Raw genomic sequence first — 25,891 nt, forward strand, 5'->3', positions numbered from 1 at the left:
TAAACTTCGGGAATGAAAAGGAAATTCAGGTAGGCGGACGAACGACCGGATCTACCGCAACGTTTACAAGGAAATGGCATGGATAATCTACAAAGTCTGGACCAATTGATATCGCTCAAGGGAAAACACGCTCTGGTCACAGGCGCGGCTGCCGGAATCGGTAAAGCGATAGCCTACCGACTTGCAGAAGCAGGGGCCCCGTCCTCACTGAGGCAGAAGAGAAGATGGCCCTCGTTTTACGAGCCGTCTGGCATGACCGAAGGAGCGGTAAAACAATGATCGTCGGCGTTGATATCGGTGGCACGAAAATCGCCGTGGGTTTGGTAGATGACAAAGGACAAGTACACGCCCGTGCGGAATGCCCCACTGAGCCGGAGCGGGGCTTCCCCGATGGACTCGAACGCATCGCCGCCCTGACCCGGGGCCTGCCACCGGTGAACGACATCCCGGCACGGGGAATCGGGATTGGCTGCACCGGCCCGGTGTTCCCTGAGAGCGGCATCATCGGAAATGTGGATTTTCTCCCCGGCTGGGAGAATGCCCCCATCGTCGCCGAACTCGAGCGTCGCTTTGGCCTCCCCGTTGCGATGGAAAACGACGCCGACGCGGCTGCGCTGGGAGAATGGATGTGGGGCGCAGGCCGCGATGTACGCACCTTTCTTTATGTCACCATCAGCACCGGGATCGGCGTCGGGCTGATCGTGGATGGCCAACTCTACCGCGGTGTGGATGGCGCGCACCCGGAAATCGGCCATCACGTCATTGACCCCGCAGGCCCAGCCTGTGCCTGCGGGGCGCACGGCTGTTGGGAGAGTCTGGCAAGCGGCTCCGCTATGCAGCGTTGGTTCAGAGACAACGCGCCCGCGGAGCACAGCGACATGAACCTGAGCGCCCGCGAGATCTGTACCCGTGCTGATGCCCATGCAAAAGCGACTGTTGCCCGGACAGGGCGTTATCTGGGTTTGGGGCTGGCGAACCTGGTCACCCTGTTCACCCCCGAAGTGATCGCCATCGGCGGCGGATTGATGCGCCGCCGCGATTTATTCTGGCCCCAAATTCAGGAAACTATCCAATCCAGTTGTGGCTTTGTTCCCCGTGAGAAGGTCCGACTCGTCCCGGCAGCCCTGGGAGATGATGTCGGCATCATTGGGGCAGCCTGCGCATGGACATTACGCTACCGGAGCAACCAACTATGACGAACCTGCTTAAAAACCCCTATGTTCAAGATATACTATTCCAGCCCCAAGCCCTGCGAGCGACTCTGGACTCATTAGAGAAGACAGCCAGTGTGGGCGATATCCCTTCTCAATTGGCTGCCGGCAAACTGCGCCGGGTAGTACTCACCGGGATGGGATCATCGCTCCACGCACTTTATCCGCTGATGCTTACCTTGATCGGGCGCGGGGTTTCTGCGCAGTTCATCGAAACGGCTGAACTGATTCACTACGCACCGCGGTTGCTTGATCCTCAGACCCTGTTGGTGGTCGTCTCGCAATCTGGCCAGAGTGCCGAAATCCTGCGCCTGCTTGAGCTGAACGCCGGAATCTCCCCGGTCATTGCTGTTTCCAACAGCCCAGACAGCCCGTTGGCGGAGACTGCCGATGCGCTCATCCTGACTCGCGCTGGCGCGGAACATTCCGTCTCGTGCAAAACGTACATTACTGCGCTGGCTGTGCTGGCCTGGCTGGGAGATGAGCTCACGGGCCGTTCAGCGCAGGAAACGCTGAACGCTCTGCGGAAAACCCCCGCGTGGGTAGAGATGTATTTATCAGATTGGCAAACCCATCTTGAAACGCTGACCGGGATACTCGCCCCCATTCAGCGTCTGACCCTCATCGGGCGCGGTCCCTCCCTGGCAGCAGTAGGGACGGGAGGATTGATCATCAAAGAAGCCGCCCGCTTCCCCGGCGAGGGGATGAGCGGCGCAGCCTTTCGTCACGGCCCGCTGGAGATGGTCGGTGCATCGCATTTTGTGCTGGTCTATACTGGATTGCCCCGCACCGCGGCGCTCAACCGTCGTTTGGCGGAAGACATCCGCCGGATTGGAGGGCGAGCCGCGCTGGTGGAACAATCGGCACCCCGAAAAGTGTTTACCCTCCCTCCTGTGCCCGAGGCTGCCCTGCCGCTCCTTGAGATCCTCCCTGCGCAAATGCTTTCGTTGACTCTGGCACAACTGCGCGGCCACGATGCGGGGAGTTTCACCCACGCACAAAAGGTGACCTCAAGGGAATAACCCCTCAAAGTGATGGAGTTATGCCCAAGCTAAAGTCGCTCCGCCGACTTTTCCACCACTTTCGATACACAATCCCGTCTCTGGAATGCTTGTGATGAACATGCTTGGATGCTATAATGCCGCAAGCCGTGCGCTGTTTGAACCCCAACGGCCGCGGATGGGTGTATGGAACGACGACAGACCGAAATTGGTGGATTGCGCGTGGAAAGGACCCCCCTGTGATCCAAGATATTGCTAAAGCGCTGGCCGACAATATCGGCAAGGTGATCATCGGCAAAGACGACGTGGTCGAATTGCTGCTGGTAGCCTTGCTTGCCGACGGACATGTGCTGCTCGAGGATGTGCCCGGCACCGGCAAAACAACCCTGGCGAAAACGCTGGCGCGCTCTCTCGATCTTTCATTTGCCCGCATCCAATTCACGCCAGACCTTCTGCCTTCCGACGTAACTGGTATCAACTTCTACAATCAGAAGTCGCAGGAGTTTGAATTCCGCCCAGGACCTGTGATGAGTCAGGTTGTGTTAGCCGACGAGATCAACCGGGCTACCCCACGCACCCAATCGGCATTGTTGGAGGCCATGCAGGAACGGCAGATCACCGTGGATCGGGAGACCTACCAACTTCCCAATCCTTTCCTGGTACTTGCTACGCAGAATCCCATCGAATTGGAGGGTACCTTTCCCTTGCCTGAGGCCCAGATCGATCGTTTTCTCATGCAGATCAGTCTTGGCTACCCCGATGAGGACCAGGAAAACGAGATTCTGATCCGGTATGAACGGGAGGATCCGCTTGAGGCCCTGGAGCCGGTCATGTCCTCCGCTCAGCTCCTTGACGCCCGGGCCGAGGTGCGCACAGTCCGGGTTGAGGAGTCTGTGCGCACCTATTTGGTCAAGGTCGTCCGGGAAACCCGGGAGCATCCCTCTGTTGACTTGGGGGTCAGCCCTCGAGGCACGCTGGCTCTCTACCGTGCCTGTCAGGCAATGGCCGCGATACGGGGCCGGGCCTTCGTCCTGCCTGACGACGTAAAGGTGTTGGCGCCCTACGTGATGACCCATCGCATTCACATCAGCCCCCGAACGCGGTTGCGCGGTCGTACCCCTGAAGAGGTAATAGCTGAAATTGCCGACCAGGTGCCGGTGCCGGTTGTGTCCTGACTGAGGACCACCGACCGCTGACCACCGTCTTCGGGAAGCGGTCCGCCGTCTGTCGTCTGCGGTCTTCTGAAAGCCGTCTATGCCCGAAGAGAGCAACGAAACCCAGGCGCCAATTTCGTCGGCCACGCCCTTTTTGGGAGGGGCGACTGCACCCGCGCGTGCCTATCCTTCGGCTCGAGGGTTGCGACGGCGTCTGATCGTCGATTCCGAGAAGGAAACCCAGTGGAACGACGCCTGGCTGGCCATGGCGATGATTCTCTTTACGGTGGGCATCTTCTTGCAGCAAGGCGCTCTGGTCCTCATTGCCGGCCTATTGACCCTGGTGTCCGTTGTTGGTTGGCTTTGGGACCGTTTCGCCTTGACCGGTGTCGAGTATAGCCGCACTTTTGGCGAGCGGCGGGCGTTTGTGGGCGAGACGATTGATCTTGACCTGTCTGTCGTCAACAAAAAGATCCTTCCGGTGAGCTGGTTGCGGATCACCGATCGGGTGCCAATGGCACTGTCCCTGGATGGCATCGAGGTGGCTGCAACCGATGTGCAAACCGTGGGCCGCGTCAATCTGGTGTTTGCCCTGCGCTGGTACCAGCGAGTCAGCAGGCGTTATCATATCCAATGCACCCAGCGGGGTTTCTTTCCGTTTGGTCCGGTGGACCTGGAGGCAGGCGATATTTTCGGGCTGTTCAGCCGCAAACGGCGGATAGGTCGCCGCCAGTGGTTTATTATCTATCCAAAAGTGGAGAGCCTCACCGACCTGGGTTTGCCCCCGAAAGAACCATTTGGACCCACCAGGGCATCCCGCCAGCTCTTCGATGACCCCATCCGAACAGTCGGCGTGCGAGATTACTATCCCGGCGATGACTTTCGGCGGATTCACTGGAAAGCTACCGCGCGCCGGCAGAACCTGCAGAGTCGTGTATACGAACCATCGACAGCTCACAATTTGGTTATCATTCTCAACGTGGCAACCCTTTCCAAGCACTGGCAGGGCTTTATCCCTGAGCGCATGGAACGAGTCGTTAGCGTCTCCGCCTCGATAGCAGCCCATGCCATCGAGGCGCGCTGGCCCGTGGGTATCATTAGCAACGGTGCCCTGCCCGAGTCAGATCAAGCCATCAAAGTGCTGCCGGGGCGAAGTCCGGGCCAGCTTACCCGAATCATGGAGGCGTTGGCTGCCGTGTCTGCAGTGGCAACCAAACAGATCGAGGACCTGGTTCGACAGGAGAGTCCCAAGCTGCCGTGGGGCAGTACGTTGATCGTGGTTACGGCGGTGGTGACCGAGGCTTTGAAGGCAAGTCTTGCTGATCTTCGCCTGGAGGGCAGGCGCATCGTTCTGGTGAGCCTTGAAGAGCTCGATCCTGACGATCCCTTGCTTGAGGGTATTCTGGTGCGCTCCATTACTGGGGGGCTGCCCGACGGCGATGTGGTCGATCTGCCTGATGGGGAGAAAGCCACATGACTTTTTCCCTGCCCATTCCTATGCTTTCGTGGCGAGCAGAATTGCTGCGCGTTGCCTATGCGGGCATGGAGATATCCTGGTTTACCCCTATCTTCCTGATCTTCGTTGAACCCGCTCGCCAGTATCCACCCTTTTTGGTCGCTTTTCTGCTTGGCGCTCTGATGCTGGGCTTCCATTTCTGGACGGAGGCAGCCGACCACTTTCAGATCGATTTAACGGTAGAGCGCCTTTTGATGCTGCTGGCGCTGCCTGTGTTCGTCTTGCTGGGTTGGCGCATCTTTCTCTATCCCGATCTGCCGTCAGGCGACTTCATCTGGATCAAGGAATCGGGCTTTCAGCTGATACAGGGAGGGAACAGTACTTCGTATTGGGCGATATTGGGGACCGTGCTATTCCTATGGTGGCGAGGCCTGGCGCTCAGTCGAAGGGAGTATACGTTTGAAACGGTCTCCTTTTCGTTTCGGCTGGGGCTACTCCTGTTGATCGGTGGGACTCTCCTGTTGTCCTACCAGGTCGAATTCCAGGTTATGGCGTTCGTCTTCCCCTTCTTTTTCTTCAGCCTGATTTCCGTGGCTCTGGCGCGGCAGGAGGAAGTGGGGCAGCTAAAGGGGGATGTGGGGCAGATATTCGATCTCTATTGGCTTGCCCTGTTAGCCGGAACGGTCTTTCTCATTCTGGCGATCGGTGCCATCTTCCTGTTGGTTGCCCGGCCGGAGGGGATACAAACTGTGCGCGACCTCTGGGCACCTGTTGGTGAGGGCCTCCTGAGGTTGATCGCACGGTTTCTCTTTATCATTCTTTCACCGCTGGAGCCGCTGCTTGAATGGCTCGCAGCGTTTTTCGCTCGCGGGATCGAGGTCATGATGGATCAAGGCTTCGGCGAGACCCTTCAGAGCTTTCAAATACTCGACGAAGCGGCTCAGGAACCTGGTGCGACACCCTATGTCCAAATCGCGTTTGATATCGTTCGCTACATCTGCGGTGGTGCGATCCTGATAGGGCTCGTCGGGATGGGGCTTTGGCTGTTGGGCAAGGAACGGAAACGACGCCGGGAACACGCGGAGACTCATGAAAACCTCGATGCGAACCTGGGGGATGCCCTGGCCGGCCTGCTGCGCAACGCCGGCGATCGATTAAGAAGCGCGATTGGCAACGTGACACGCTTTGGCATGAGCGGTGATCTGTTGGCAGCGATCTCCGTTCGTAACATCTATGCCAATATGACACGCCTTTCCCGCGGACGGGGGTATCCGCGGCGCAAGGCCGTTACACCGTACGAATATCTGGCCGACCTGGAGATGGCGTTTCCGGAAGCGAAATCCGAAGCCAGGATCATTACCGACGCCTATGTCGGCGTCCATTACGGGGAATTCCCCTCCAGCCGGGAGGAGTTGGATGACCTGCGGGCCGCCTATAAGCGCCTGCGGGCGAGTCCCTCCCCGGACGCTGATGTTTCGCCTATTGCGCAGTGAGCATCCTCCGCGAAGCATCCGGTTGCGGGCAGTGCAGGCAGTAGCCTCGACGCCTTTGCCTTTTTGAAGTTGCTGACTTATTCGCGACCTCGGCGGCGACCCAACCACTTCGTCAGCTCGATAACGGCAAGGACGGCGACACCGCCAAGCATACAGACGAACAGGTTGGCAATGGAGAGGGCTTGGGTGCCAAAGATTCTCTGAAGCAGGGGAACGTAAATCAGCGCCAGCTGAAGCAATATCCCGGCCGCGACGGCGATGACCATCAACCGGTTGGAAAAAGCCCCGATGGTGAAGAGGGAATCAACGTTGGAACGGATTGCCAGCGCATTGCCCAGCTGTGCAAACACCAGCGTGGTGAAAATCATGGTCTGCCACGGACCGCTGGCGTCCTGACGCCAGAACGCGTAGCCGATTCCCAGGGAGATCAGCCCGATCATAGTGCCAATCCAGATGATCTGGGTGCCGATGCCGCGACTGAACACGCTCTCCTGGGGTTCAAATGGGGGACGCTGCATCACACCGCGCTCCCCTTTCTCCTGGGCCAAAGCGAGGCCCGGTAAACCGTCGGTGACAAGGTTGATCCAGAGGATTTGGAGAGGCAACAAGGGAAGCGCCATTCCCAGGAATGGTCCTACCAGCATCACAAAAAGCTCACCGATATTGCTGGACAGGGTGTACTTGATGAACTTACGGATGTTGTCGTAGATAACCCGGCCTTCTTCGACGGCTGCCACAATGGTAGCGAAGTTGTCGTCCAGCAAGACTATGTCCGAGGCCTGTTTCGAGACGTCGGTACCGGTAATGCCCATGGCAACCCCGATATCGGCCCGTTTCAGAGCCGGTGCATCGTTAACCCCGTCGCCCGTCATGGCGGCGATTTCCCCATTTTGTTGCAGAGCCTGAACGATGTTCAGCTTGTGTTCCGGAGCGACTCGGGCATACACAGAAACATCGTCAACCACTTTCTGCAGGTCTTCGACCGACATATGGTCCAGTTCCTGGCCGGTCAGAACGTCGCCATTGTCGGTGATGTTCAGGTCCCTGGCGATCTGCAGCGCCGTCAGAGGATGGTCACCTGTGATCATGACAGGACGAATGCCTGCCTCCCGTGCCACAGCGACCGCTTCCCGCACTTCTGGCCTGGGTGGGTCCATCATGGCGACCAGGCCGACGAAAACCATGTCGTTTTCCAGTTCCGTGGGATCTGTCGGAGGCTCTTCCCTGTCGCAGAATCGAAAGGCGACGCCCAGGACACGTTGACCCTGTTGGGCCAGCCGTGCATTGGACGACAAGATTCGCTCTCTCATCTCGTTGTCCATCGGCACGATCTCGTTGTCCACCAGCACTTTGGTCGAGATGGGAAGCATGGTGTCCACGCCTCCCTTGGTCATCAGGACGGAAGGTGAATCCCGCCAGGGCACATCGGACTGTTTGACCAGGGGGCTCATCTGGTGGACTGTGGTCATTCGCTTGCGTTCTGAGGAAAAGGGCACCTCGCCAACACGGGGCCATTCTTTCTCCAGTTCGGCCTTTTCAAAGCCCAGTTGGTGGGCAGCCAAAACCAGAGCGGCCTCAGTGGGATCGCCGATTGCAACGACGCCGCCACTGTCATCAGATTCCAGGAGGGCGTCGTTGCACAGAGCGCCAGCGCGAACGAGTACGCTCAGGGCGGTAAGCTCAGGAGAGGATTCGGGGCTGATCAGGTGGGCCTGGAGCAGGTCCTCCCGTTGTTCTACCATCGTTTCGATGGTCTTTGTGTTGCCGGCAGTGTCCAGAATCGTCACCGTCATGAGGTTTTCGGTGAGGGTGCCGGTCTTGTCGGAGCAGATGACGGTAACCGAGCCCAGGGTCTCCACCGAAGGGAGGTTCCTGATGAGCGCCTGTCGCTTGAGGAGTCTTTGTGAACCGAGGGCCAGCGTGATGGTAACCACGGCAGGCAGGCTTTCTGGTATGGCTGCCACCGCGAGGCTGACGGCGGTCAGGAAGAGAGTTTCAAGATCTTCACCGCGCAGTATTCCGAGGACGACGACCACAGCGACAATGCCCAGAGCGGCCCAGGCAAGGGTCTTGCCCAGGTCAGCCAACCGGCGTTGAAGGGGCGTCATCTCTTCCTCGACTCCCTGGATCAGGTCGGCAATCTTGCCCAACTCTGTATTCATACCGGTGGCGGTGACAGCAGCGGTTCCCCGCCCGTAGGAAATCACCGTGCCCATGAAGAGCATGTCCGTCCGGTCACCCAAGGGTGGATTATCACCAGAGGGAACGGTCACCACCTTTTCGACGGGCTCCGATTCGCCGGTTAGCGTCGCTTCTTCGACTTTCAGGTTGACGCTCTCAATCACTCGGGCGTCGGCTGGCACAATATTGCCTGCCTCCACAAGAAGGATGTCACCAGGCACCAGTTGGGTAGACAAGACCTCGCGAATATGACCGTTGCGCCGGACACGGACAGTGGGGACCGACATCTTTTTCAGGGCGGCCATCGCCTCTTCCGCCTTGCGTTCCTGGGTATATCCGAGGATGGCATTGAGCAAGACGATCGCCAGGATGACCACCACTTCCAGCCACTCGCCGAGTAACCCGGACACCAGCGCGGCGACCATCAGAACAATGACCATGACCTCCTTGAACTGGTCCAGGAAAATGCGCCAGGATTCCTTGGTTTTCCCTTCCACCAACTCATTTGGGCCATATTGTTCGAGACGGCGCCTGGCTTCCGCGTCGGTCAACCCCTTTTCAACATCTGTTTCCAGCTGTTGAACAGTCTCATCTGCCGTTAGTTTATACCACTGTGTCGACACAGTTTGGTTTGTCCTCCTGATCGCTGCTCGGGTTGACGAAACGCATGTCGTCGTTTCCCATTGGGCAGCATTGCTTTGATGATCTGTCGTGGAGCGATCGGTCTTTCCGTCGCTGCTCAGGCAGCTGAAATGTTGCACCGCAGCCAAGATTGCTATCTGAAAAGCGCAGAAATCATACCGCAGAATCAAGAGATATGCAATGTCGCTTCCATGGCACCGCCGATTGACTCCCCTTCCCATCTATGCTACTATGCAGTCCCGTGTTGTGCGGGATTTTTTATTGCCACCAGTCAACCCATCAGGTCAGGGCGTACCTGGCTCGGAGCCCAGTTTCGAATTCGAGCCGCTACGGTGGCGGCGAAGGCACGGCAGCTTCTGACCGTGTCTTTTGCTTTTTTTGACATCTGCCCGCAGCGTGACCGCGAAGTCGTTGTCTGTCGAATCCTGTTTTGCAGAGGCTGTCATGACCAAACTCATTTTTATCACCGGAGGTGTGGTAAGTTCCCTGGGAAAAGGGGTAACTGCTGCCGCAATTGGACGACTGCTGAGGAGCCGGGGCGTATCTGTTTCGATCCAGAAGCTCGATCCTTATCTCAATGTAGATCCCGGCACTATGTCACCCTACCAGCATGGTGAGGTGTTCGTAACTGAGGATGGTGCCGAGACCGATCTGGACCTGGGGCACTACGAACGTTTTATCGATGTCAATCTCAGTCAGGCCAGCAATGTCACCTCTGGACAGATCTATGCAGATGTGTTGCGAAAAGAGCGGCGGGGAGACTATCTCGGCGGCACTATTCAGGTGATTCCCCATGTGACCAATGAAATCAAAAGGCGCATCGGCCTGGTGGCCCGGGAAAGCGATGCCGAGGTGGTGATCGTCGAAGTTGGCGGGACTGTGGGTGACATCGAGGGTTTGCCATTCCTTGAGGGTATCCGGCAAATGCGAAAGGATATGGGGCGGGATAACGTGCTTTATATTCACGTCACGCTTCTGCCGATGATAGGGGCCACAGGTGAACTCAAGACCAAGCCTACCCAGCATAGCGTGCGGGAGTTGCGCGGCATCGGTATCCAACCAGATGTGATCGTGCTTCGTTCTGACTTTCCGGTCGAGCAAAGTCTTCGAGACAAGATTGCCCTCTTTTGCGATGTGGAACCGGAAGCGGTGGTGCCTTTAACCACCGTCAAGAGCCTCTACGAGGTGCCGCTGATGTTGGAGGAATTTGGCCTGGGCAATTGGCTGACCAGCCGTCTTGGCTACGGGTGGCGGGTGCCCGATCTGGCTGAGTGGCGACAGTGGGTCGACCGGCTGGATCTGATGAACGAACAGGTTGATACGGAATCACTATCGCCGTTGCGCATAGCCCTGGTCGGCAAGTATGTAGATCTGCACGACGCCTACATGAGTGTCAAAGAGGCGCTGACCCATGCATCGGTCGCCCTTGGACGGACCATGGAGGTCCAGTGGATAAAATCGGAACGCCTGGAGACCCCAGAGGGTCTTGGGTTGCTGGAAGGCGCTGGCGGTATTGTAGTGCCAGGTGGCTTTGGAGAGCGTGGCATCGAAGGCAAGGTAACCGCTGCCCGTTATGCCCGCGAGAATGGCATTCCCTATCTCGGCCTTTGCCTGGGAATGCAAGTGATGTGCATCGAGTTTGCTCGCCATGTGCTCGAAGCAGCGCGTGCCAACAGCACCGAATTTGATCCCAATAACCCTCACCCGGTCATCGACCTGATGCCCGACCAGCGGGATATCGCCGACATGGGTGGGACAATGCGCTTGGGTGCCTACCCCTGCGTGCTTCAGCCTGGCAGCAAGGCCTACCAGGCTTACGGCCAGGATCGAATCGATGAACGCCACCGCCATCGCTTTGAGTTCAACAATGCCTACCGTGAGCGCATGCAGGAGGCCGGTATGGTGTTCAGCGGGATCTCGCCTGACGACCGGCTGGTGGAGATCGCAGAGCTGCGGGACCATCCGTGGATGCTTGGCAGCCAATTCCACCCTGAATTCAAGAGCCGGCCTAACCGACCGCATCCCCTGTTCCTGGCCTTTTTGCAGGCGGTCCTGGATCAAAGTAAGAGTTTGCAGAGTGCTGTAGAAGACGACGCCACCCAGTAGAGCGGGGGAGGGGCATGGGATTGCTGCCAGTGTCAAAGATGATGGTTACGCGAAACCGACTCGTGGTTGCTGGCAATCTTGATTAGCTGTGGTATAATTTTAGGACAATTACCGGCTGCGATTGCACCGTGTGGGGCGCTTGAGGCCACCGGATGCCAATGTCCGCGGTGGGTCGATGATGCAGCTTGTAGGAGGTGAGTGACGATGTCAGGTCATTCAAAATGGTCAACGATCAAAAGAAAAAAGGGTGTAAACGACGCCAGACGGGGCGCTATTTTCACCAAGATGGCGCGGGAGATCCAGGTAGCGGCCCGTGATGGCGCCGATCCGGAGTTCAATTTCCGATTGCGCCTGATTGTCGACAAGGCTAAAGCTGCCAACATGCCCAAGGACAATATCGCCCGGGCAATTCGGCGGGGTGCCGGTCTTGAAAAGGGTGCCGAACTCGAGGAGATAACCTATGAGGGTTATGGTCCTGGCGGCGTGGCGTTGTTTTTGGAAGTATTGACCGATAATCGCAATCGGGCGATCGCCGAAATCCGTTATGTGCTCAACCGTGGCAACGGCACCCTGGGCGAGGGTGGTTCTGTTTCCTGGCAGTTCGAGTCGAGAGGGTATATTGCCCTACCTATGGGCGGACACGAGCAGGACGATGTCTTTATGGTGGCTTTGGAGGCAGGGGCCGACGATGTGGAGTTCAGCGATAGCATTGCCGAAGTCTATACCGAACCCGCCGATCTGAAGAGGGTGCAGGATGCCTTTGAGGCTGAAGGGTTCGAGGTCGATACGGCGGAGTTGACCAAGACTCCCAAGACGCCGCTGAGCCTGGACGAAAAGACAACACGTGCTGCCATGGCCCTGATCGAAAGCCTGGAAGATCTGGAGGATGTCACCAACGTCTACTCCAACCTCGATATTTCCGATGAAATCCTAGCAGATCTGGCTGTTTGACAATCGATGGCTGGAGAGATCGGAGCGACGCTTGCTGGTACTGGGGATCGATCCTGGCACAGCGATAACCGGTTATGGTTTTGTTGCTCAGGATATTGATCTTGAGCTTGTGGAGTGTGGTGTAGTTACTACCAAGGCGAACACCCCGCTTCAGGACCGGCTATTGATCATCCATCGTGAGTTAAGCACTTTGATTGAGCGTTATCGCCCCGAATCTGTGGCGGTGGAAGAATTGTTTTTCAGCAAGAATGTGCGTACCGCGATGAGCGTTGGTCACGCACGAGGTGTTGTGCTGCTGGCGGCAGCCCAGGCCGGCTTACCCGTCCATCATTACAAACCAAGCGAAGTGAAGTTGGCCGTGGCTGGCTATGGTGGGGCAGACAAGCAGCAAGTGCAGGAAATGGTTCGTCTGTTGCTTGGCCTCGACGAGATTCTCAAACCGGATGATGCAGCCGATGCGGCAGCTGTAGCCATCTGCCATCTTCATTCCTTCCGACTACGTCAATTGGAAGCGGGTCTATAAGCTATCGCTCGTTACATGTTCTGATAAACGCTGTCATTCTCTGTTGAGGTACTCTTTCCATGCCGTTGCCGAGTGCACGGATACTAATCGCCGAAGATGAAGCGCCGCTGCGCAACCTGGTTCGCATGTCGTTGGAAGCCGCCGGTCATTACGTCACCGCGGTCGGCGATGGCGATGAGGCCCTTTCCTGTTTTCTGAGCGAACCGTACGATCTGGTTATCCTCGACGTGATGATGCCGAAGGTGGACGGGTTCACCGTCTGTGAGGAAATCAGAAAACGTTCCGATGTTCCCGTCATGATGCTGACAGCCCTGGGTGGTACCGACGATCTTGTGAGGGGATTTGAACTGGGGGCCGACGATTACATTGCCAAGCCATTCACTTTCAAGGAGGTCCAGGCACGGATATTTGCTATCCTTCGCCGCATGCAGTGGGTCGAGGAAAAACGCAGCCCGGTCTTGCTTGCTATCGGGCAGGTTAGTATCGATGCCGATGCGCACGAAGTGACCGTGGATGGGGAACAGGTACACTTGACTCCCATTGAATTCAAACTGTTGTATACTTTGATGAGCAATGCAGGAAAAGCCCTGAACAAAAAGGATCTTTTTGTGACCGTTTGGGGATACCAGTTTATTGGCGGTACCAACCTGATAGAGGTCACTATTCGGCGACTTCGGGAGAAGATCGAAGAAGACCCTTCCAAACCGCACCATATTCAAACCATTCGGGGCACGGGTTACCGCTTCAGAAGCCCCGATTAACAGGCTCTCTTGAGGGCTAAACGTTGCTGAGGTCAGGAAATGATTGCCAGTGTCGATGGTAGGGTACTTGCTCTTGATGAGGATTCTCTGGTCGTCGGGCTCGGCGGTCTGGGCGTGCGAGTCCGTGTCCCGGTGGATGTCCTGGCTTCTGTTCGTCCTGGCGATGAAGTGCTATTGTTGACTCACCTTCACGTTCGGGAGCAGGAGCTTTCCCTCTATGGTTTTGCAGAACGGCCCGATCTGATCCTGTTCCAACAACTGCTGGGTGTTTCCGGGGTCGGCCCCAAGCTGGCGTTGACAACACTTTCTTCCATGCCTGCCGATTCCCTACGCCTCGCCATCGGCCAGGGACAGGCAGATATTGTGGCCCGTGTTCCCGGAATCGGAAAAAAGACAGCTCAAAAGATCGTGTTGGAACTCAAGGACAAGGTGGGAGCCTGGGAAGATACGCCGCCTGAACTGGCTGCGTTGAGCGAGGCAGATGCAGAAGTAATCGACGCCTTAACCGCTCTTGGTTACAGCGTGGTGGAGGCTCAGCGGGCTGTTCAGGGCCTGCCACAGGATGTCACCGACGTGGAGGAGCGACTCCGTCTGGCGCTTCTCAGTTTTGGGTAGAGGGTCTTTTTCTACCGGGGATTTTTGACAAATTCCATCCTTTGTGTTACATTGCCCGCCGCGAAAAACTGAAGATACTGAAGACTCTTATTCAGAGGGGGTGAGGGACCGGCCCTATGACCCCCCGGCAACCGGATCTGTCGTTATTTTCCTGTCTATCCAAAGGTCTGAGCGACGACTCCGATAATGGTAGACTGTCGCTTTGCGACAGCCACGGTGCCAATTCCGGCAGATGGTTTGCATTACCCATCTGGAAGATGAGAGGGACGACCTGAACGGCGCGCTCCTCGGAGCGTGTTTTTTTTCGTTTCGCAGGAAGAGGTTATTTGATCCTTGTTTGAGCATTTTTGGACATTGAAGTACCATGGCGTTGCGCCGGGAACAGGATTTCATGACAGCAATGTTGGGCGAAAAGAACCAAAAAGTGCCAAGCGACACCATCTTCTGCGCCGACGCGCGGCAGATGGCACACCTGCCCGATTCGTGCGTGCATTTGGTTGTGACCTCGCCACCCTATAATATCAACAAGACCTACACCGATCATCAGGACAATCTGCCGCTGGACGAATATCTGGAGTTTCTGAACGAGGTTTGGCGCGAGTGCTACAGGGTGTTGGTGCCAGGCGGACGCCTCTGCATCAACGTGGCCAATACCAACCGGAAGCCCTACCTGCCGCTCAACGCACTTATCACCAGTGAGCTCTTGCGGATGGCACGCGAGGAAGGCCTCAACTGGCTTATGCGGGGTGAAATCCTCTGGGATAAGGGTGCCAGCGCTGGAGTCAGCACCGCCTGGGGCAGTTTTGCCAGATCCTCCGACCCGGTTCTGAGAGATGTCCACGAGTACATCATGGTTTTCTCCAAGGAAAGCTTCAAACTTGCGGACGGCGGTAAATCTGGAATTCGCGGCGGGCAATTTGTCGACTGGACCCGAAGCATCTGGCGTCCGGAGGAGATGATGAGGTCTCACGATGGCGGTGACCGGGGATCTGGACTTGAGGAGTTGCAGCAGAAGCTGGCAGGCAAGCTCAAGGATGCTCGTCGCCGGCAAAAGGACGACAGCTGGATTGCCGAATCGATGGCCCGGGCAGCATGGCAGTACTTCAGCCATCCGGGCGATACCGTCTGGGCGATGACTACCGAGTCAGGCGGCGATCATCCGGCGCCCTTTCCTGTGGAATTGCCTCGCCGGCTCATTTTGCTATACACCAGTGCGGGCGATCTGGTGCTGGACCCCTTCATGGGTGCCGGGTCGACGGCCGTGGCAGCGATTGGCACGGGCAGGCATTATGTGGGATATGACCTGTCACAGAGCTATTGCGATATGGCCAATGAGCGGGTAAAACGGGCATCGAACAATCAATCCTGATGATGACGATCAAGCATTGTCAGCCAGGCATTCGCCAATTCACTGACTGTTTTGGATTATCCCTATGACCATTGTAGTAACCGGTTCGGTCGCTTTTGACAATCTGTTAACCTATCCTGGCTATTTCAAGGACCAGATCCTGCCCGAGCACATCGATAAGCTGAGTGTCAGTTTTCTGGCCGATACCAAGGAAAGTTACATGGGTGGTACTGGCCCTAACATTGCATTCAGTCTCGCTCTCCTGGGCAACCGTCCCAAGCTGATGGGCGCAGCCGGTAAGGACTTTGCCCCTTTCCGTGAATGGTTGGAGGAGAAGGGCGTGGATACCTCCGCCATGGGGATCTTTCAGGATGAATTCACAGCCACCTTCACGGTGCTTACCGATCTGGATCACAATCAGATCGCCAGCTTCTATACCGGTGCCATGGCTCGTGCCAGGGAGCTTTCTTTGGGTGATCTGGGCCTCGATTCCGAGGATCTGGTGATCATTTCTCCTAACGACCCGGAAGCGATGCAAAAGACAGCTCAGGAATGCCGGGAACTCAATGTCCCATTCGTCTATGACCCCAGTCAACAACTGGCTCGTATGGCAGGTCCTGAACTGGTGGAGTCGATGCAAGGGGCTCGCGTCTTGACAGTCAACGAGTATGAGTATGAGATGGTCAAACAAAAGAGTGGTCTCGACGAGGCTGCCATTCTTGACAAGGTGGATGTGATAGTTGTCACCCTTGGGGCCAAGGGCTCGTCTGTCATCGGTAAGGATTTTCGCATGGAGGTCGAGCCTGCCAATGCGCGGCAGATCACCGAACCCACCGGCGTCGGTGATGCCTACCGGGCTGGGCTCATGACCGGTATGGTACACGGCTTTTCCTGGGAAGTCGCCTGCCGGATGGCCAGCCTGGCCGCTGTTTATGTGATCGAGCAGTCGGGCACCATGAACCACAACTACCATCTTGACGAGTTTGTCGAGCGATATCGCCAGGAATTCGGCGACGCGCCGGAGTTGGCGGAATTGCTGGCGAGCGGGGCGAGTGGAGTGTAGAGGAAGGAGGCCATGTGCTCCCAATTCTACACGGTACGCTTAACAACCGATAAAGCCGAGTTGCATGCCTTCCTGCAGAGGGATCCCATTTACGGTGCTTATGCAATCGGTGACCTGGAAGATGTGCATTTTTCGCAGTGCACCTGGTACCTGGCTGAAAGTGCTGGTCAGGGTAAAGCCCTGATGCTGATCTATCAGGGTCTGGAGCCGCCAGTTCTTTTCTGCATGGGTGACGTGGCCGGTATCGCCGAGATATTTCGCCGGGGTATGCTGCCAGGTACCATGTACATGAGTGCCCAGGTCGAGCACCTGCCCATCTTTCAGCAGCGCTACGATTTTCGGCTGGATAGGGTGCGACCCATGTGGCGCATGACTGTAACTCCTGAGAGGTTCCTTCCGGTCGATGCGCCGATTGGAGCGAATCGTACCTGGAAGTTGCGTTGCCTGGGCATCTCTGATGTGGAGGCATTGGTCACCTTGTACAGCGCGGGTGGTGCTTTCGTTCCCGATGCCTTCTCGCCCTCACAGGTGCCCGAGGGTGTTTTTGTTGGGCTGGAACATGCTGGTGAGTTGCTGGCTGTTGCAGGCACGCATCTGGTGGCGCCCACCTGGGCCGTGGCGGCGGTGGGCAACCTTTACACCCATCCGGCATGGCGAGGCCGCGGGTTCGGACAACTGGTAACCACTGCTGTCACCCGCGAGCTTTTGAGTCGAGGTATGTTGGTCGTACTCAACGTAGATGGCGATAATGCCGCTGCTATTCGGGTCTATCAGAAGTTGGGCTACCAGAGTTACTGTCCCTTTTTTGAGGGAATAGGCGTTGAGAAGACTTGTGATCAGGTCGCCAGATACGGCCTGGTCGTCGACAAAAAATAGATCTGCGGCGAGTGGCGGGCAAAAACCTGTTACGTCCTCGTCGCCCATTGGAAATCTACCAAATCAAGAGGTGAAAGAACGTGGATTACGATATTAGAGACATTGGTCTTGCCGAAGAAGGTCGTTTTCGTATGCAGTGGGCCGCGCGGGAGATGCCGGTTCTCAATATGCTCGAGGATCGTCTTTCCGACGAGCGCCCCCTGGATGGCTTGAGGCTCAGTGCCTGCCTGCATGTTACCGCAGAAACCGCTAACCTGATGCGGGTGCTGCAAGCTGGTGGCGCCGATGTGGTATTGACGGCCAGCAATCCCCTCAGCACCCAGGATGACATCGCTGCCGCGCTCGTCTCTTTCTACGAGATGCCCGTCTATGCGATCAAGGGTGAGGACAACGAGACCTACTACCAGCATCTGAATGCCGCCCTGGATCATAGACCCCACATGACCATGGATGATGGCATGGACTTGCTGGCGACGCTCCATAAGGATCGAGAAGAACTGCTTGACAACGTCATTGGTGGCACCGAAGAGACCACGACGGGGGTTATTCGTCTCAAGGCCATGGCAAAGGATGGGCAACTGAAGTACCCGGTCATTGCTGTCAATGACGCGATGACCAAACATCTCTTCGATAACCGTTATGGCACGGGCCAGAGCACCCTGGATGGAATCATCCGGGCAACCAATATTCTGTTGGCAGGCAAGACCTTCGTGGTCGGTGGTTATGGGTGGTGCAGCCGCGGCATTGCGATGCGGGCCAAGGGCCTGGGCGCAAGCGTGGTGGTAACTGAAGTGGAGCCACTCAAGGCCCTTGAGGCTGTCATGGATGGCTTCCGGGTCATGCCGATGATGGAAGCGGCTCAGATCGGTGACATCTTCTGCACCGCCACCGGCGACATCCACGTTTTTGACAGGCATCACTTCGAGGTGATGAAGGATGGCGCGATTCTGGCTAACTCGGGCCATTTCAACGTCGAGATCAATATTCCTGCCCTTGAGGAGATGAGCAGCGAGAAGCGACGGGTACGTCATCAGTTGGACGAGTACCAGCTTCCGGATGGCAGAAACATCTACATGGCTGGCGAGGGCCGTCTTGTCAACCTGGCTGCGGCTGAGGGACACCCGGCCAGCGTCATGGATATGAGCTTTGCCAACCAGGCCTTGAGTGCGGTTTACCTGCGAGACCACGGCAGTGAATTGGCCAACGATGTCTACGCGGTGCCGGAGCACCTGGACCAGGAGATCGCCCGATTCAAGCTTGAGGCCATGGGCATTAAGATTGATGTCCTGACACCTGAGCAGGAAGCCTACCTGACGTCCTGGACGGAAGGAACTTAGGGAAATGCCATGATGTCAGATGTCTAAATGCTAATAGGCCAGAAACTCCGCCTGGAATATTGATATGCTGACATATTGACATAAGTTAGGAGAGGACAATGAGTACGACATTTATGACATCACCGCAGCTTTTTTACACCTCAGAGTCTGTGACAGAAGGCCATCCCGATAAGATGTGCGACCAGATCAGCGATGCGGTGCTGGACGCCATCATCAAGGATGATCCGGATGCCCGCGTGGCCTGTGAAACTGCTGTGACCACCGGTCTCGTTTTAGTGATGGGCGAGATTTCTACCAGCACCTATGTTGATATCGGTGCACTGGTCCGTGAGGTTGTTTCCGATATCGGCTACACCCGTGGAAAATTCGGCTTTGATGCCGAGACCTGCGGCGTGATTGTATCGATCAAGGAGCAATCGGCGGATATCGCTCAGGGTGTGGATGACGCCCTGGAGCACCGGACAGGCGAGATGACCGATAAGGGCATCGAGGCCACTGGTGCCGGCGACCAGGGCATGATGGTCGGGTTCGCCTGTGATGAGACGCCGGAGCTAATGCCATTGCCCATCGCGCTGGCCCATGCTCTGACGAAACGACTGTCCCATGTGCGTAAGGATGGCACCCTTCCCTACTTACGTCCAGACGGCAAGAGTCAGGTTACCGTTGAGTATGTCTATGGAAAGCCCAAGCGGGTGGATACGATTGTCATTTCCACGCAGCACTCGCCCGATGTGGAACATAGCAAGATTCAGGCGGATCTTTACGAACGAGTGATCAAGTATGTTGTGCCCAACGGTTTGCTTGATGAGAATACAAAGGTCTTTGTCAATCCGACCGGTCGTTTTGTGATCGGTGGACCGCTGGGAGATGCTGGTGTGACTGGCCGAAAGATTATCGTGGACACCTACGGGGGTGTCGGGCGCCATGGTGGCGGTGCGTTCAGTGGCAAGGATCCGACAAAGGTGGATCGATCGGGCGCCTACATGGCTCGCTATATCGCCAAGAATTGTGTGGCGGCAGGCTTGGCTGAGCGTATGGAGCTGCAGATCAGCTATGCCATCGGCGTTGCGCGACCTCTCTCGGTGAGTGTTGAGACCTTCGGCACCGGCAATATCTCTGATCAACGGATCATTGAACTGATCCATGAAAACTTCGACATGCGGCCGGCGGCGATTATCCGGGATCTGGACCTGCGCCGCCCAATCTTCCGGGCGACCGCTGCCTATGGCCACTTTGGTCGCACCGATATCGACGCACCATGGGAGCGCACTGACAAAGCCGACGTTCTGCGAAAGGCAGCCGGTCTGGACGGGTAATTCAGACTTCCGCAGCCCATCTTTATTGCCCTGGCTACCGAGTGACGGTATAATAATCAGCAAGGAAACGGTTTCATGCAGGCACTCATTACCGGTATTGCCGGATTTGCAGGGAGCCATCTTGCCGATTATCTGCTTCGCCATACAGACTATGCGGTGGCGGGCACAATACATCGCCAGGACGGGCGTGTGGCCCATCTGCGCGATCATGTGGCCATATACCGGGCAGACCTGCGCGACCCTGCGGCAGTAGCGGAAATCGTCGCTGATGTGCGGCCCGATCTGATCTTTCATCTGGCCGCACAATCCTTTGTGCCACTCTCCTGGCAGCATCCATGGACGACTTTCGAGCAAAACGTTCAGGGCCAGGTCAATGTGCTACAGGCAGTTTCCGAGCAGCAGTTGTCTGCCCGGGTGCTCGTCGTCGGCTCCAATGAGGAATATGGCCTCATTGATCCAGATGATCTGCCCGTGGACGAAGCCACCCCGTTACGTCCGATCAGTCCGTATGGAGTAAGCAAGGTGGCCCAGGACCTTATGGGTTGGCAGTATTATCGTTCCTACGGCATGGAGGTAATACGAGTCAGGCCATTTAACCATATTGGTCCCCGGCAAGGTGATCGTTTCGTTGCACCGGCCTTTGCGCGGCAGATTGCCGAGGTGGAGGCCGGTTTACGCGAACCCATCGTTCGGGTTGGCAACTTGACGGCCCGCCGCGATTTCACCGATGTACGGGATGTTGTTCGGGCCTACTGGCTGATCCTGGCTCAGGGCGAGCCCGGCGGTGTGTATAATATCGGGAGTGGGTCGCATCGGTCGATCGAAGACCTTCTCAATGTTCTGTTGAGCTTCAGTGAAGTCGATATCTCTGTGCAGAGGGATGCTGCCCGTATGCGACCCTCGGACGTGCCGGTCAGTGTCTCCGACAACAAAAAGCTTGTGGCGGCGACGGGTTGGCAACCAGAAATCAGTTTCGAACAGAGTCTGCGGGATATTCTTAAAGACTGGCGCCAGCGGCTTCGTTAGGCGCTCACGGAGTTAGGATAACATGCCCAAGGCATTGGTCACAGGTATTACCGGACAAGATGGCTCTTACCTGGCAGAGTTTTTGCTGGAACAGGGCTACGATGTTTTTGGAATGGTGCGACGCACAAGCACCATCAATTTCGATCGAATAAGACATTTCCAGGATAGGGTTTCGCTGGTACAGGGGGATCTGCTGGACCAGGTATCACTGATCAATATCCTCGAGGAGTACCAGCCGGACGAAGTCTATAATCTGGCTGCTCAGAGTTTCGTACCTACGTCCTGGGAGCAGCCGGTTCTCACCGGTGAGTTCACCGCCCTGGGTGTGACCCGAATTTTGGATGCGATCCGCCTTGTGAATCCCGGGATTCGGTTCTATCAGGCCAGTAGCAGCGAGATGTTTGGCAAAGTGCGCGAGGTTCCGCAGAAAGAGACCACCCCGTTTTATCCTCGCTCACCCTACGGTGTTGCCAAGGTCTATGGACATTGGATTACTGTGAATTATCGGGAGAGCTACGACCTCTTTGCCTGTTCGGGTATTCTCTTCAATCACGAGAGTCCCCGTCGTGGTCTGGAGTTCGTGACCCATAAGATCACCAATGGTGTTGCCCGGATCAAGCTTGGCCTGGACAATGAGCTGCGCCTGGGTACCCTCGATGCCCGACGAGACTGGGGATATGCACCTGATTACGTGCAGGCCATGTGGTTGATGCTCCAGCAAGATGAGCCGGACGATTACATCATAGCCATGGGAGAGACCCACTCAGTCCAGGAGTTTTGCGAGCAGGCCTTTGGTTTCGTGGACCTGGACTGGCGCGAGTATGTAGTGCAGGATGAGCGGTTTATGCGACCTGCCGAGATTGATCTGCTGGTAGGTGATCCCGGCAAGGCTCGTGGTTTGCTGGGTTGGGAGCCCAGTGTTTCCTTCGGTGAGCTGGTGCAGCTCATGGTGGAAGCAGACCTGGAAGCTCTGAAGAAGAACAGGCACCGGCCCCAATTTGGCCACGCCTGAGTGAGGGAAGCATGAGCAGCGATCAGTCCCTGTTCGGTACAGACGGAATTCGCGGCAAGGCGGGCGAATGGCCCTTGACTCCCGAATTTACACTTTGTTTGGGCCGGGCGATTGGCCAGGCTGCCAAAGAAGGCAGTGAACAGCCTGTTGTCGTTTTGGGCCGTGATACCCGACGCTCAGGCCCCTTGCTGGAAAGCTCTCTCCTTGCTGGCATTTTGGCCCAGGGGGTCGACGCGATGGTACTCGGCCCGTTCACCACGCCAGGGGTGTCCTATCTGACGACCCAGATGGGTGCAACCCTGGGGGTCGTCGTGTCGGCTTCCCACAACCCCTATTGGGATAACGGAATCAAGGTTTTCGAAGATAGTGGGTTCAAGGCCAGCGATGATCTGGAGACCTACATCGAAGACCTGGCGCTACAGAATGATCAAAGCTGGCAGACCAACGATTTCCCCGGTGTGGATCGGCAAATCCCGGATGAGGGACAAAGCTACGCAAAACACCTGGTTGAGGTATTTGGCGGTCCTGGCGCGCTATCCGGGTTACGAGTCGTACTGGACTGTGCCAATGGCGCGGCTACTCTACTGACTCCCGATGTCTTTCGCCGTCTCGGTGCCGAGGTCGTGGCTTTGAACGTTTGGCCTAACGGCACCAATATCAATGTCGATTGTGGCACGGAAGGGGATGGTCCCCGTCGTGCCGGGCAGGCTGTGTTGGCAGCTGGTGCCGATGTTGGTTTTGTCTTCGATGGCGATGCAGACCGCTGCAAATTCGTCGACGAGACCGGTGTTGAGCGGGATGGCGATTATATCCTGGCTATCATGGCGCGGGAAATGCAGGCCGCCGGCACCCTGGCGGGCGACACTGTCGTTTCCACGATCATGGCAAATCTGGGTCTCGATATTTCGCTGAGGCAAATTGGTGTCAGTCTGGAGCGTACACGGGTGGGCGATCGTTGGGTCTCCCAGCGTATGCGGGAGAAGGGTTATGTCCTGGGCGGGGAACAGTCGGGACATATTATCATGTTCGAGAACGGACTGACGACTGGCGATGGACTCTATACCGCCCTATGGATGAGCCAGCTTTTATTGCGGAAGAGACCTCAGAGGTTTTCGGAGTTGGCTTGCTTTTTGACGAAGGTTCCTCAGGTTTTGGATAAGGCACCGGTTCCGGCTAAACCATCGCTGGAGACACTGTCCGGCGTGCAGGCACAGATAGAACGGTCTCATGAGTTACTCGGCCCCGATACGCTGATCAACGTGCGCTATTCAGGCACGGAGCCGGTGGTGCGGGTTATGATCCAGGGAGCAGGCCAACCGCTGGACGCTCTCAAGAGAGAAACTCAACAGATTCTGCAAACGATAGTGGCAGAGATCCCGCAGGCCCAAGGAAATTGACGCTGCTGACAGATAATGGCGTGGGCCGGTGACCGAAGCGGCTCGTGTAGAAGCCAGAGCGTAACTGGCGAGACTAACAGAAGGAAAAAGCGACATCATGGCAGACATCGTTTTTGGTACAGATGGTTGGCGAGGCAAAGTCGCCGAGACTTACACATTCGACAACGTGCGTCGCTGCGCGCAGGGATTCGCCTCCTATATCCTTGACCTCAATAGGCCAGAGGAAATCTCCCGTGGAATCGTCATCGGGCACGATAAACGGTTTTCCGGTGAGGATTTTGCGCTGGCCGTGGCTGAAGTGATCGCGGGCAATGGCATTCCGGTGCTCTTCTGCGATGGCCCAACGCCTACGCCGGCAATATCCTTCCAGGCGGTGCACCAAAATGCCCTGGGTGCGGTCAATGTCACCGCAAGCCATAATCCTCCGGCCGACAACGGATTCAAGGTACGGGACCCCAATGGCAGCGCGATTGCGCCCGAAGGTTTGAAACAAATTGAGGCGTTCATTCCCGGGACTGTCGCCGGCGCACGCAGGATTCCGATCGCACAAGCAGAGGGGGTTGGCTTGTTTCGGCGATTTGACCCCAAGCCTGCTTACATGGCGCGCATTCGAGAACTGGTGGACCTGGAGTCGATCAAGGACGCGGGTCTGACAGTTGTCTATGACGCCATGTGGGGCAACGGAGCTGGCTGGTTTGACGAGTTGTTATCTGGCGGCGAGACAGAGGTCGTGACCATTCATGGGGGACTCAATCCTGCCTTTCCCGAGATGGACCGCCCTGAACCGATTCCTCCCAACGTGAATGCCTGCCTGGCGAAGGTAAGCGAGCTTGGTGCCGATGTCGGCATCATCAATGATGGCGATGCCGACCGTCTCGGCCTGGCCGACGAAAATGGCGAGTTCATCGACCAGCTGCGGGTCTACGGTTTGATTGCTCTGTACCTGCTCGATGTGCGGGAACTGCGCAAGCCCATTGTCAAAGCTCTTTCGACCACATCCATGCTGGAGCGCCTGGGTCAGAAATACGGTGTCGAAGTCTACGAGGTTGCTGTGGGGTTCAAGTATGTGGCGCCCAAGATGATGGAAACAGACGCCATGGTCGGCGGTGAGGAGAGCGGTGGCTACGCTTTCGGCAATCATCTGCCGGAACGGGATGGCATCCTTGCGGGCCTCTACATTCTCGATTTTATGGTTCAAACGGGCAAGAAACCCAGCGAGTTGGTGGAATTGCTTTTCGAGGAGGTCGGTAATCGCTATTATTATAGCCGGGTCGATACTCGCTTCCCATCGGAGAAACGGCCCGGGGCAAAGGCACTGTTGGACGAAGCCGATCCCAAGGAGATCGCCGGATTGAAGGTTGTCGACTTCACCGGTTACGACGGTTACAAGTATCACATGGAGGATGGCGGCTTTCTGTTGATTCGCTTCAGTGGTACGGAGCCCATCATTCGCGTCTATACTGAGACTACCCGGGAAGACCTGGTTGACGATATTCTCGATGCCGGATTGGAGATCGCCGGCTTAAAGGACTGACCGAACTGTTAACGGCTCGGCTGCCGAATGCGGATTGCATTGACCATTGGCAATTGAATGTTGACAATCGACCATTCGCCTATGTTTATCGACACCCATTGCCACCTGAACTTTCACCAGTTCGACGAGGATCGTGACCTGGTGGTGCAGCGCGCCGCGGCGGCGGATGTGCCAATCATTATCAACCCGGCTATCGATCTGCAGACGAGCAAACAGGCCATCGATCTGGCCGATCGTTATCCGGGTGTGTTCGCTATGGTAGGCGTCCATCCCAACGATGGAGACTCGTTCGACGAATCAACCCTGGATGTGCTAAGGCAATTGGCGGCCCATCCAAAGGTGGTGGCGGTTGGCGAAATTGGTCTGGACTACTACTGGCAACGCGTCGATCCTGACAAACAACAGAGAATCTTTCGAAGTCAACTTGAGCTGGCTGCTGCATTGGATTTGCCCGTGGTGATCCACTGCCGTGATGCCCATGACGACGTTCGCGGCATATTGCGCGAATGGGTGACTGGCGCACAGATACAAAGAGGGCCGGATGCTATTCTGGGTGTACTACATGCCTTCTCAGGTGATCTTGAGATGGCCCAGGAGGCATTTGACTGGCACATGGTTGTGTCATTGGGTGGTCCGGTTACCTTTCGTAATGCCAGGGAACTGCATGCCCTGGTGCGGGAGTTGCCTCTGGATTGTTTGATTCTGGAGACAGATGCACCCTATCTTACGCCCCATCCCTATCGGGGAAAGCGCAACGAGCCCGCGTACATTCCTCTGATCGGGCAGGGCATATCCGACCTTGTGAATATAGAATTGGCTACTGTGGCTGAGATGAGCACATCGCTGGCGAGACGTACCTTTTTTAAACTCGATGGTTGACGATATCTA

21 protein-coding genes, 1 pseudogene and 1 riboswitch are annotated in these 25,891 nt (G+C 56.6%); of the genes and pseudogenes, 21 read left to right on the forward strand and 1 reads right to left on the reverse strand.

Annotated elements, in window-relative coordinates; translation table 11 throughout:
• Positions 1 to 78 precede the first annotated feature (78 nt).
• From U9R25_16455 to U9R25_16480, 6 genes and pseudogenes are all read left to right on the forward strand, one after another.
• Positions 79 to 198: pseudogene (locus tag U9R25_16455) on the forward strand (SDR family NAD(P)-dependent oxidoreductase).
• A gap of 77 nt (positions 199 to 275) precedes the next feature.
• Positions 276 to 1,196, forward strand: coding sequence for an ROK family protein (locus U9R25_16460; GenBank protein ID MEA3337492.1), 921 nt, complete (start codon positions 276 to 278; stop codon positions 1,194 to 1,196).
• Complete coding sequence (locus tag U9R25_16465) at positions 1,193 to 2,233, forward strand: SIS domain-containing protein (GenBank protein MEA3337493.1); 1,041 nt, start codon at positions 1,193 to 1,195, stop codon at positions 2,231 to 2,233. Before U9R25_16460 ends, U9R25_16465 begins: the two co-directional genes overlap by 4 nt.
• A gap of 218 nt (positions 2,234 to 2,451) precedes the next feature.
• Positions 2,452 to 3,387 carry a MoxR family ATPase gene (locus U9R25_16470; GenBank protein MEA3337494.1) on the forward strand — a complete coding sequence of 312 codons (936 nt, stop codon included), beginning with the start codon at positions 2,452 to 2,454 and terminating at the stop codon, positions 3,385 to 3,387.
• Between the two features lie 79 nt (positions 3,388 to 3,466).
• The gene (locus U9R25_16475; GenBank protein MEA3337495.1) at positions 3,467 to 4,843 is read left to right on the forward strand and encodes a DUF58 domain-containing protein; all 1,377 of its coding nucleotides are present in this window, start codon (positions 3,467 to 3,469) and stop codon (positions 4,841 to 4,843) included.
• On the forward strand, positions 4,840 to 6,315 hold the full coding sequence (locus tag U9R25_16480) for a DUF4129 domain-containing protein (GenBank protein ID MEA3337496.1): 1,476 nt from the start codon (positions 4,840 to 4,842) through the stop codon (positions 6,313 to 6,315). The genes U9R25_16475 and U9R25_16480 overlap by 4 nt, the downstream gene beginning before the upstream one ends.
• Before the next feature lie 77 nt (positions 6,316 to 6,392).
• Here the strand turns inward: U9R25_16480 and U9R25_16485 are convergent, their stop codons facing one another.
• Complete coding sequence (locus U9R25_16485; GenBank protein ID MEA3337497.1) at positions 6,393 to 9,119, reverse strand: cation-translocating P-type ATPase; 2,727 nt, start codon at positions 9,117 to 9,119, stop codon at positions 6,393 to 6,395.
• A 463-nt stretch (positions 9,120 to 9,582) separates the two neighbouring features.
• On the opposite strand from U9R25_16485, the gene U9R25_16490 reads away from it, so the two are divergent.
• The 15 genes from U9R25_16490 to U9R25_16560 all read left to right on the forward strand — a co-directional run bounded on the left by U9R25_16490 (position 9,583) and on the right by U9R25_16560 (position 25,882).
• Positions 9,583 to 11,244: a CTP synthase gene (locus U9R25_16490; GenBank protein MEA3337498.1), complete on the forward strand. Its 1,662-nt coding sequence runs from the start codon at positions 9,583 to 9,585 to the stop codon at positions 11,242 to 11,244.
• A 204-nt stretch (positions 11,245 to 11,448) separates the two neighbouring features.
• Complete coding sequence (locus U9R25_16495) at positions 11,449 to 12,195, forward strand: YebC/PmpR family DNA-binding transcriptional regulator (protein ID MEA3337499.1); 747 nt, start codon at positions 11,449 to 11,451, stop codon at positions 12,193 to 12,195.
• Positions 12,196 to 12,226: 31 nt separating this feature from the next.
• Positions 12,227 to 12,718 carry a crossover junction endodeoxyribonuclease RuvC gene (ruvC, locus tag U9R25_16500; GenBank protein MEA3337500.1) on the forward strand — a complete coding sequence of 164 codons (492 nt, stop codon included), beginning with the start codon at positions 12,227 to 12,229 and terminating at the stop codon, positions 12,716 to 12,718.
• A gap of 59 nt (positions 12,719 to 12,777) precedes the next feature.
• Entirely contained in the window at positions 12,778 to 13,479 is a 702-nt protein-coding gene (locus tag U9R25_16505) for a response regulator transcription factor (GenBank protein MEA3337501.1), read from the forward strand.
• A gap of 39 nt (positions 13,480 to 13,518) precedes the next feature.
• A complete protein-coding gene (gene ruvA / locus U9R25_16510) occupies positions 13,519 to 14,094 on the forward strand; it encodes a Holliday junction branch migration protein RuvA (protein ID MEA3337502.1) in 576 nt (191 codons plus the stop codon).
• Between the two features lie 84 nt (positions 14,095 to 14,178).
• A riboswitch (SAM riboswitch) is annotated at positions 14,179 to 14,358 on the forward strand.
• Positions 14,359 to 14,485: 127 nt separating this feature from the next.
• Positions 14,486 to 15,463 carry a site-specific DNA-methyltransferase gene (locus U9R25_16515; GenBank protein ID MEA3337503.1) on the forward strand — a complete coding sequence of 326 codons (978 nt, stop codon included), beginning with the start codon at positions 14,486 to 14,488 and terminating at the stop codon, positions 15,461 to 15,463.
• A 64-nt stretch (positions 15,464 to 15,527) separates the two neighbouring features.
• On the forward strand, positions 15,528 to 16,505 hold the full coding sequence (locus U9R25_16520; protein MEA3337504.1) for a carbohydrate kinase family protein: 978 nt from the start codon (positions 15,528 to 15,530) through the stop codon (positions 16,503 to 16,505).
• A 12-nt stretch (positions 16,506 to 16,517) separates the two neighbouring features.
• Positions 16,518 to 17,381, forward strand: a complete 864-nt coding sequence (locus U9R25_16525; protein ID MEA3337505.1) for a GNAT family N-acetyltransferase — start codon at positions 16,518 to 16,520, stop codon at positions 17,379 to 17,381.
• A gap of 80 nt (positions 17,382 to 17,461) precedes the next feature.
• Positions 17,462 to 18,718: an adenosylhomocysteinase gene (gene ahcY, locus U9R25_16530; protein ID MEA3337506.1), complete on the forward strand. Its 1,257-nt coding sequence runs from the start codon at positions 17,462 to 17,464 to the stop codon at positions 18,716 to 18,718.
• A gap of 113 nt (positions 18,719 to 18,831) precedes the next feature.
• Positions 18,832 to 20,034 carry a methionine adenosyltransferase gene (gene metK, locus U9R25_16535; protein MEA3337507.1) on the forward strand — a complete coding sequence of 401 codons (1,203 nt, stop codon included), beginning with the start codon at positions 18,832 to 18,834 and terminating at the stop codon, positions 20,032 to 20,034.
• A gap of 75 nt (positions 20,035 to 20,109) precedes the next feature.
• Positions 20,110 to 21,060, forward strand: a complete 951-nt coding sequence (locus U9R25_16540; protein MEA3337508.1) for a GDP-mannose 4,6-dehydratase — start codon at positions 20,110 to 20,112, stop codon at positions 21,058 to 21,060.
• Between the two features lie 22 nt (positions 21,061 to 21,082).
• Positions 21,083 to 22,072: a GDP-mannose 4,6-dehydratase gene (gene gmd / locus U9R25_16545; GenBank protein MEA3337509.1), complete on the forward strand. Its 990-nt coding sequence runs from the start codon at positions 21,083 to 21,085 to the stop codon at positions 22,070 to 22,072.
• A gap of 11 nt (positions 22,073 to 22,083) precedes the next feature.
• The gene (gene glmM / locus U9R25_16550) at positions 22,084 to 23,469 is read left to right on the forward strand and encodes a phosphoglucosamine mutase (GenBank protein ID MEA3337510.1); all 1,386 of its coding nucleotides are present in this window, start codon (positions 22,084 to 22,086) and stop codon (positions 23,467 to 23,469) included.
• A gap of 97 nt (positions 23,470 to 23,566) precedes the next feature.
• Positions 23,567 to 25,003, forward strand: coding sequence for a phosphoglucomutase/phosphomannomutase family protein (locus U9R25_16555; protein ID MEA3337511.1), 1,437 nt, complete (start codon positions 23,567 to 23,569; stop codon positions 25,001 to 25,003).
• A gap of 57 nt (positions 25,004 to 25,060) precedes the next feature.
• A complete protein-coding gene (locus U9R25_16560) occupies positions 25,061 to 25,882 on the forward strand; it encodes a TatD family hydrolase (GenBank protein ID MEA3337512.1) in 822 nt (273 codons plus the stop codon).
• The last annotated feature ends 9 nt before the right edge of the window (positions 25,883 to 25,891 follow it).

The organism is Chloroflexota bacterium (assembly GCA_034717495.1).
GTDB lineage: Bacteria > Chloroflexota > Anaerolineae > JAAEKA01 > JAAEKA01 > JAYELL01.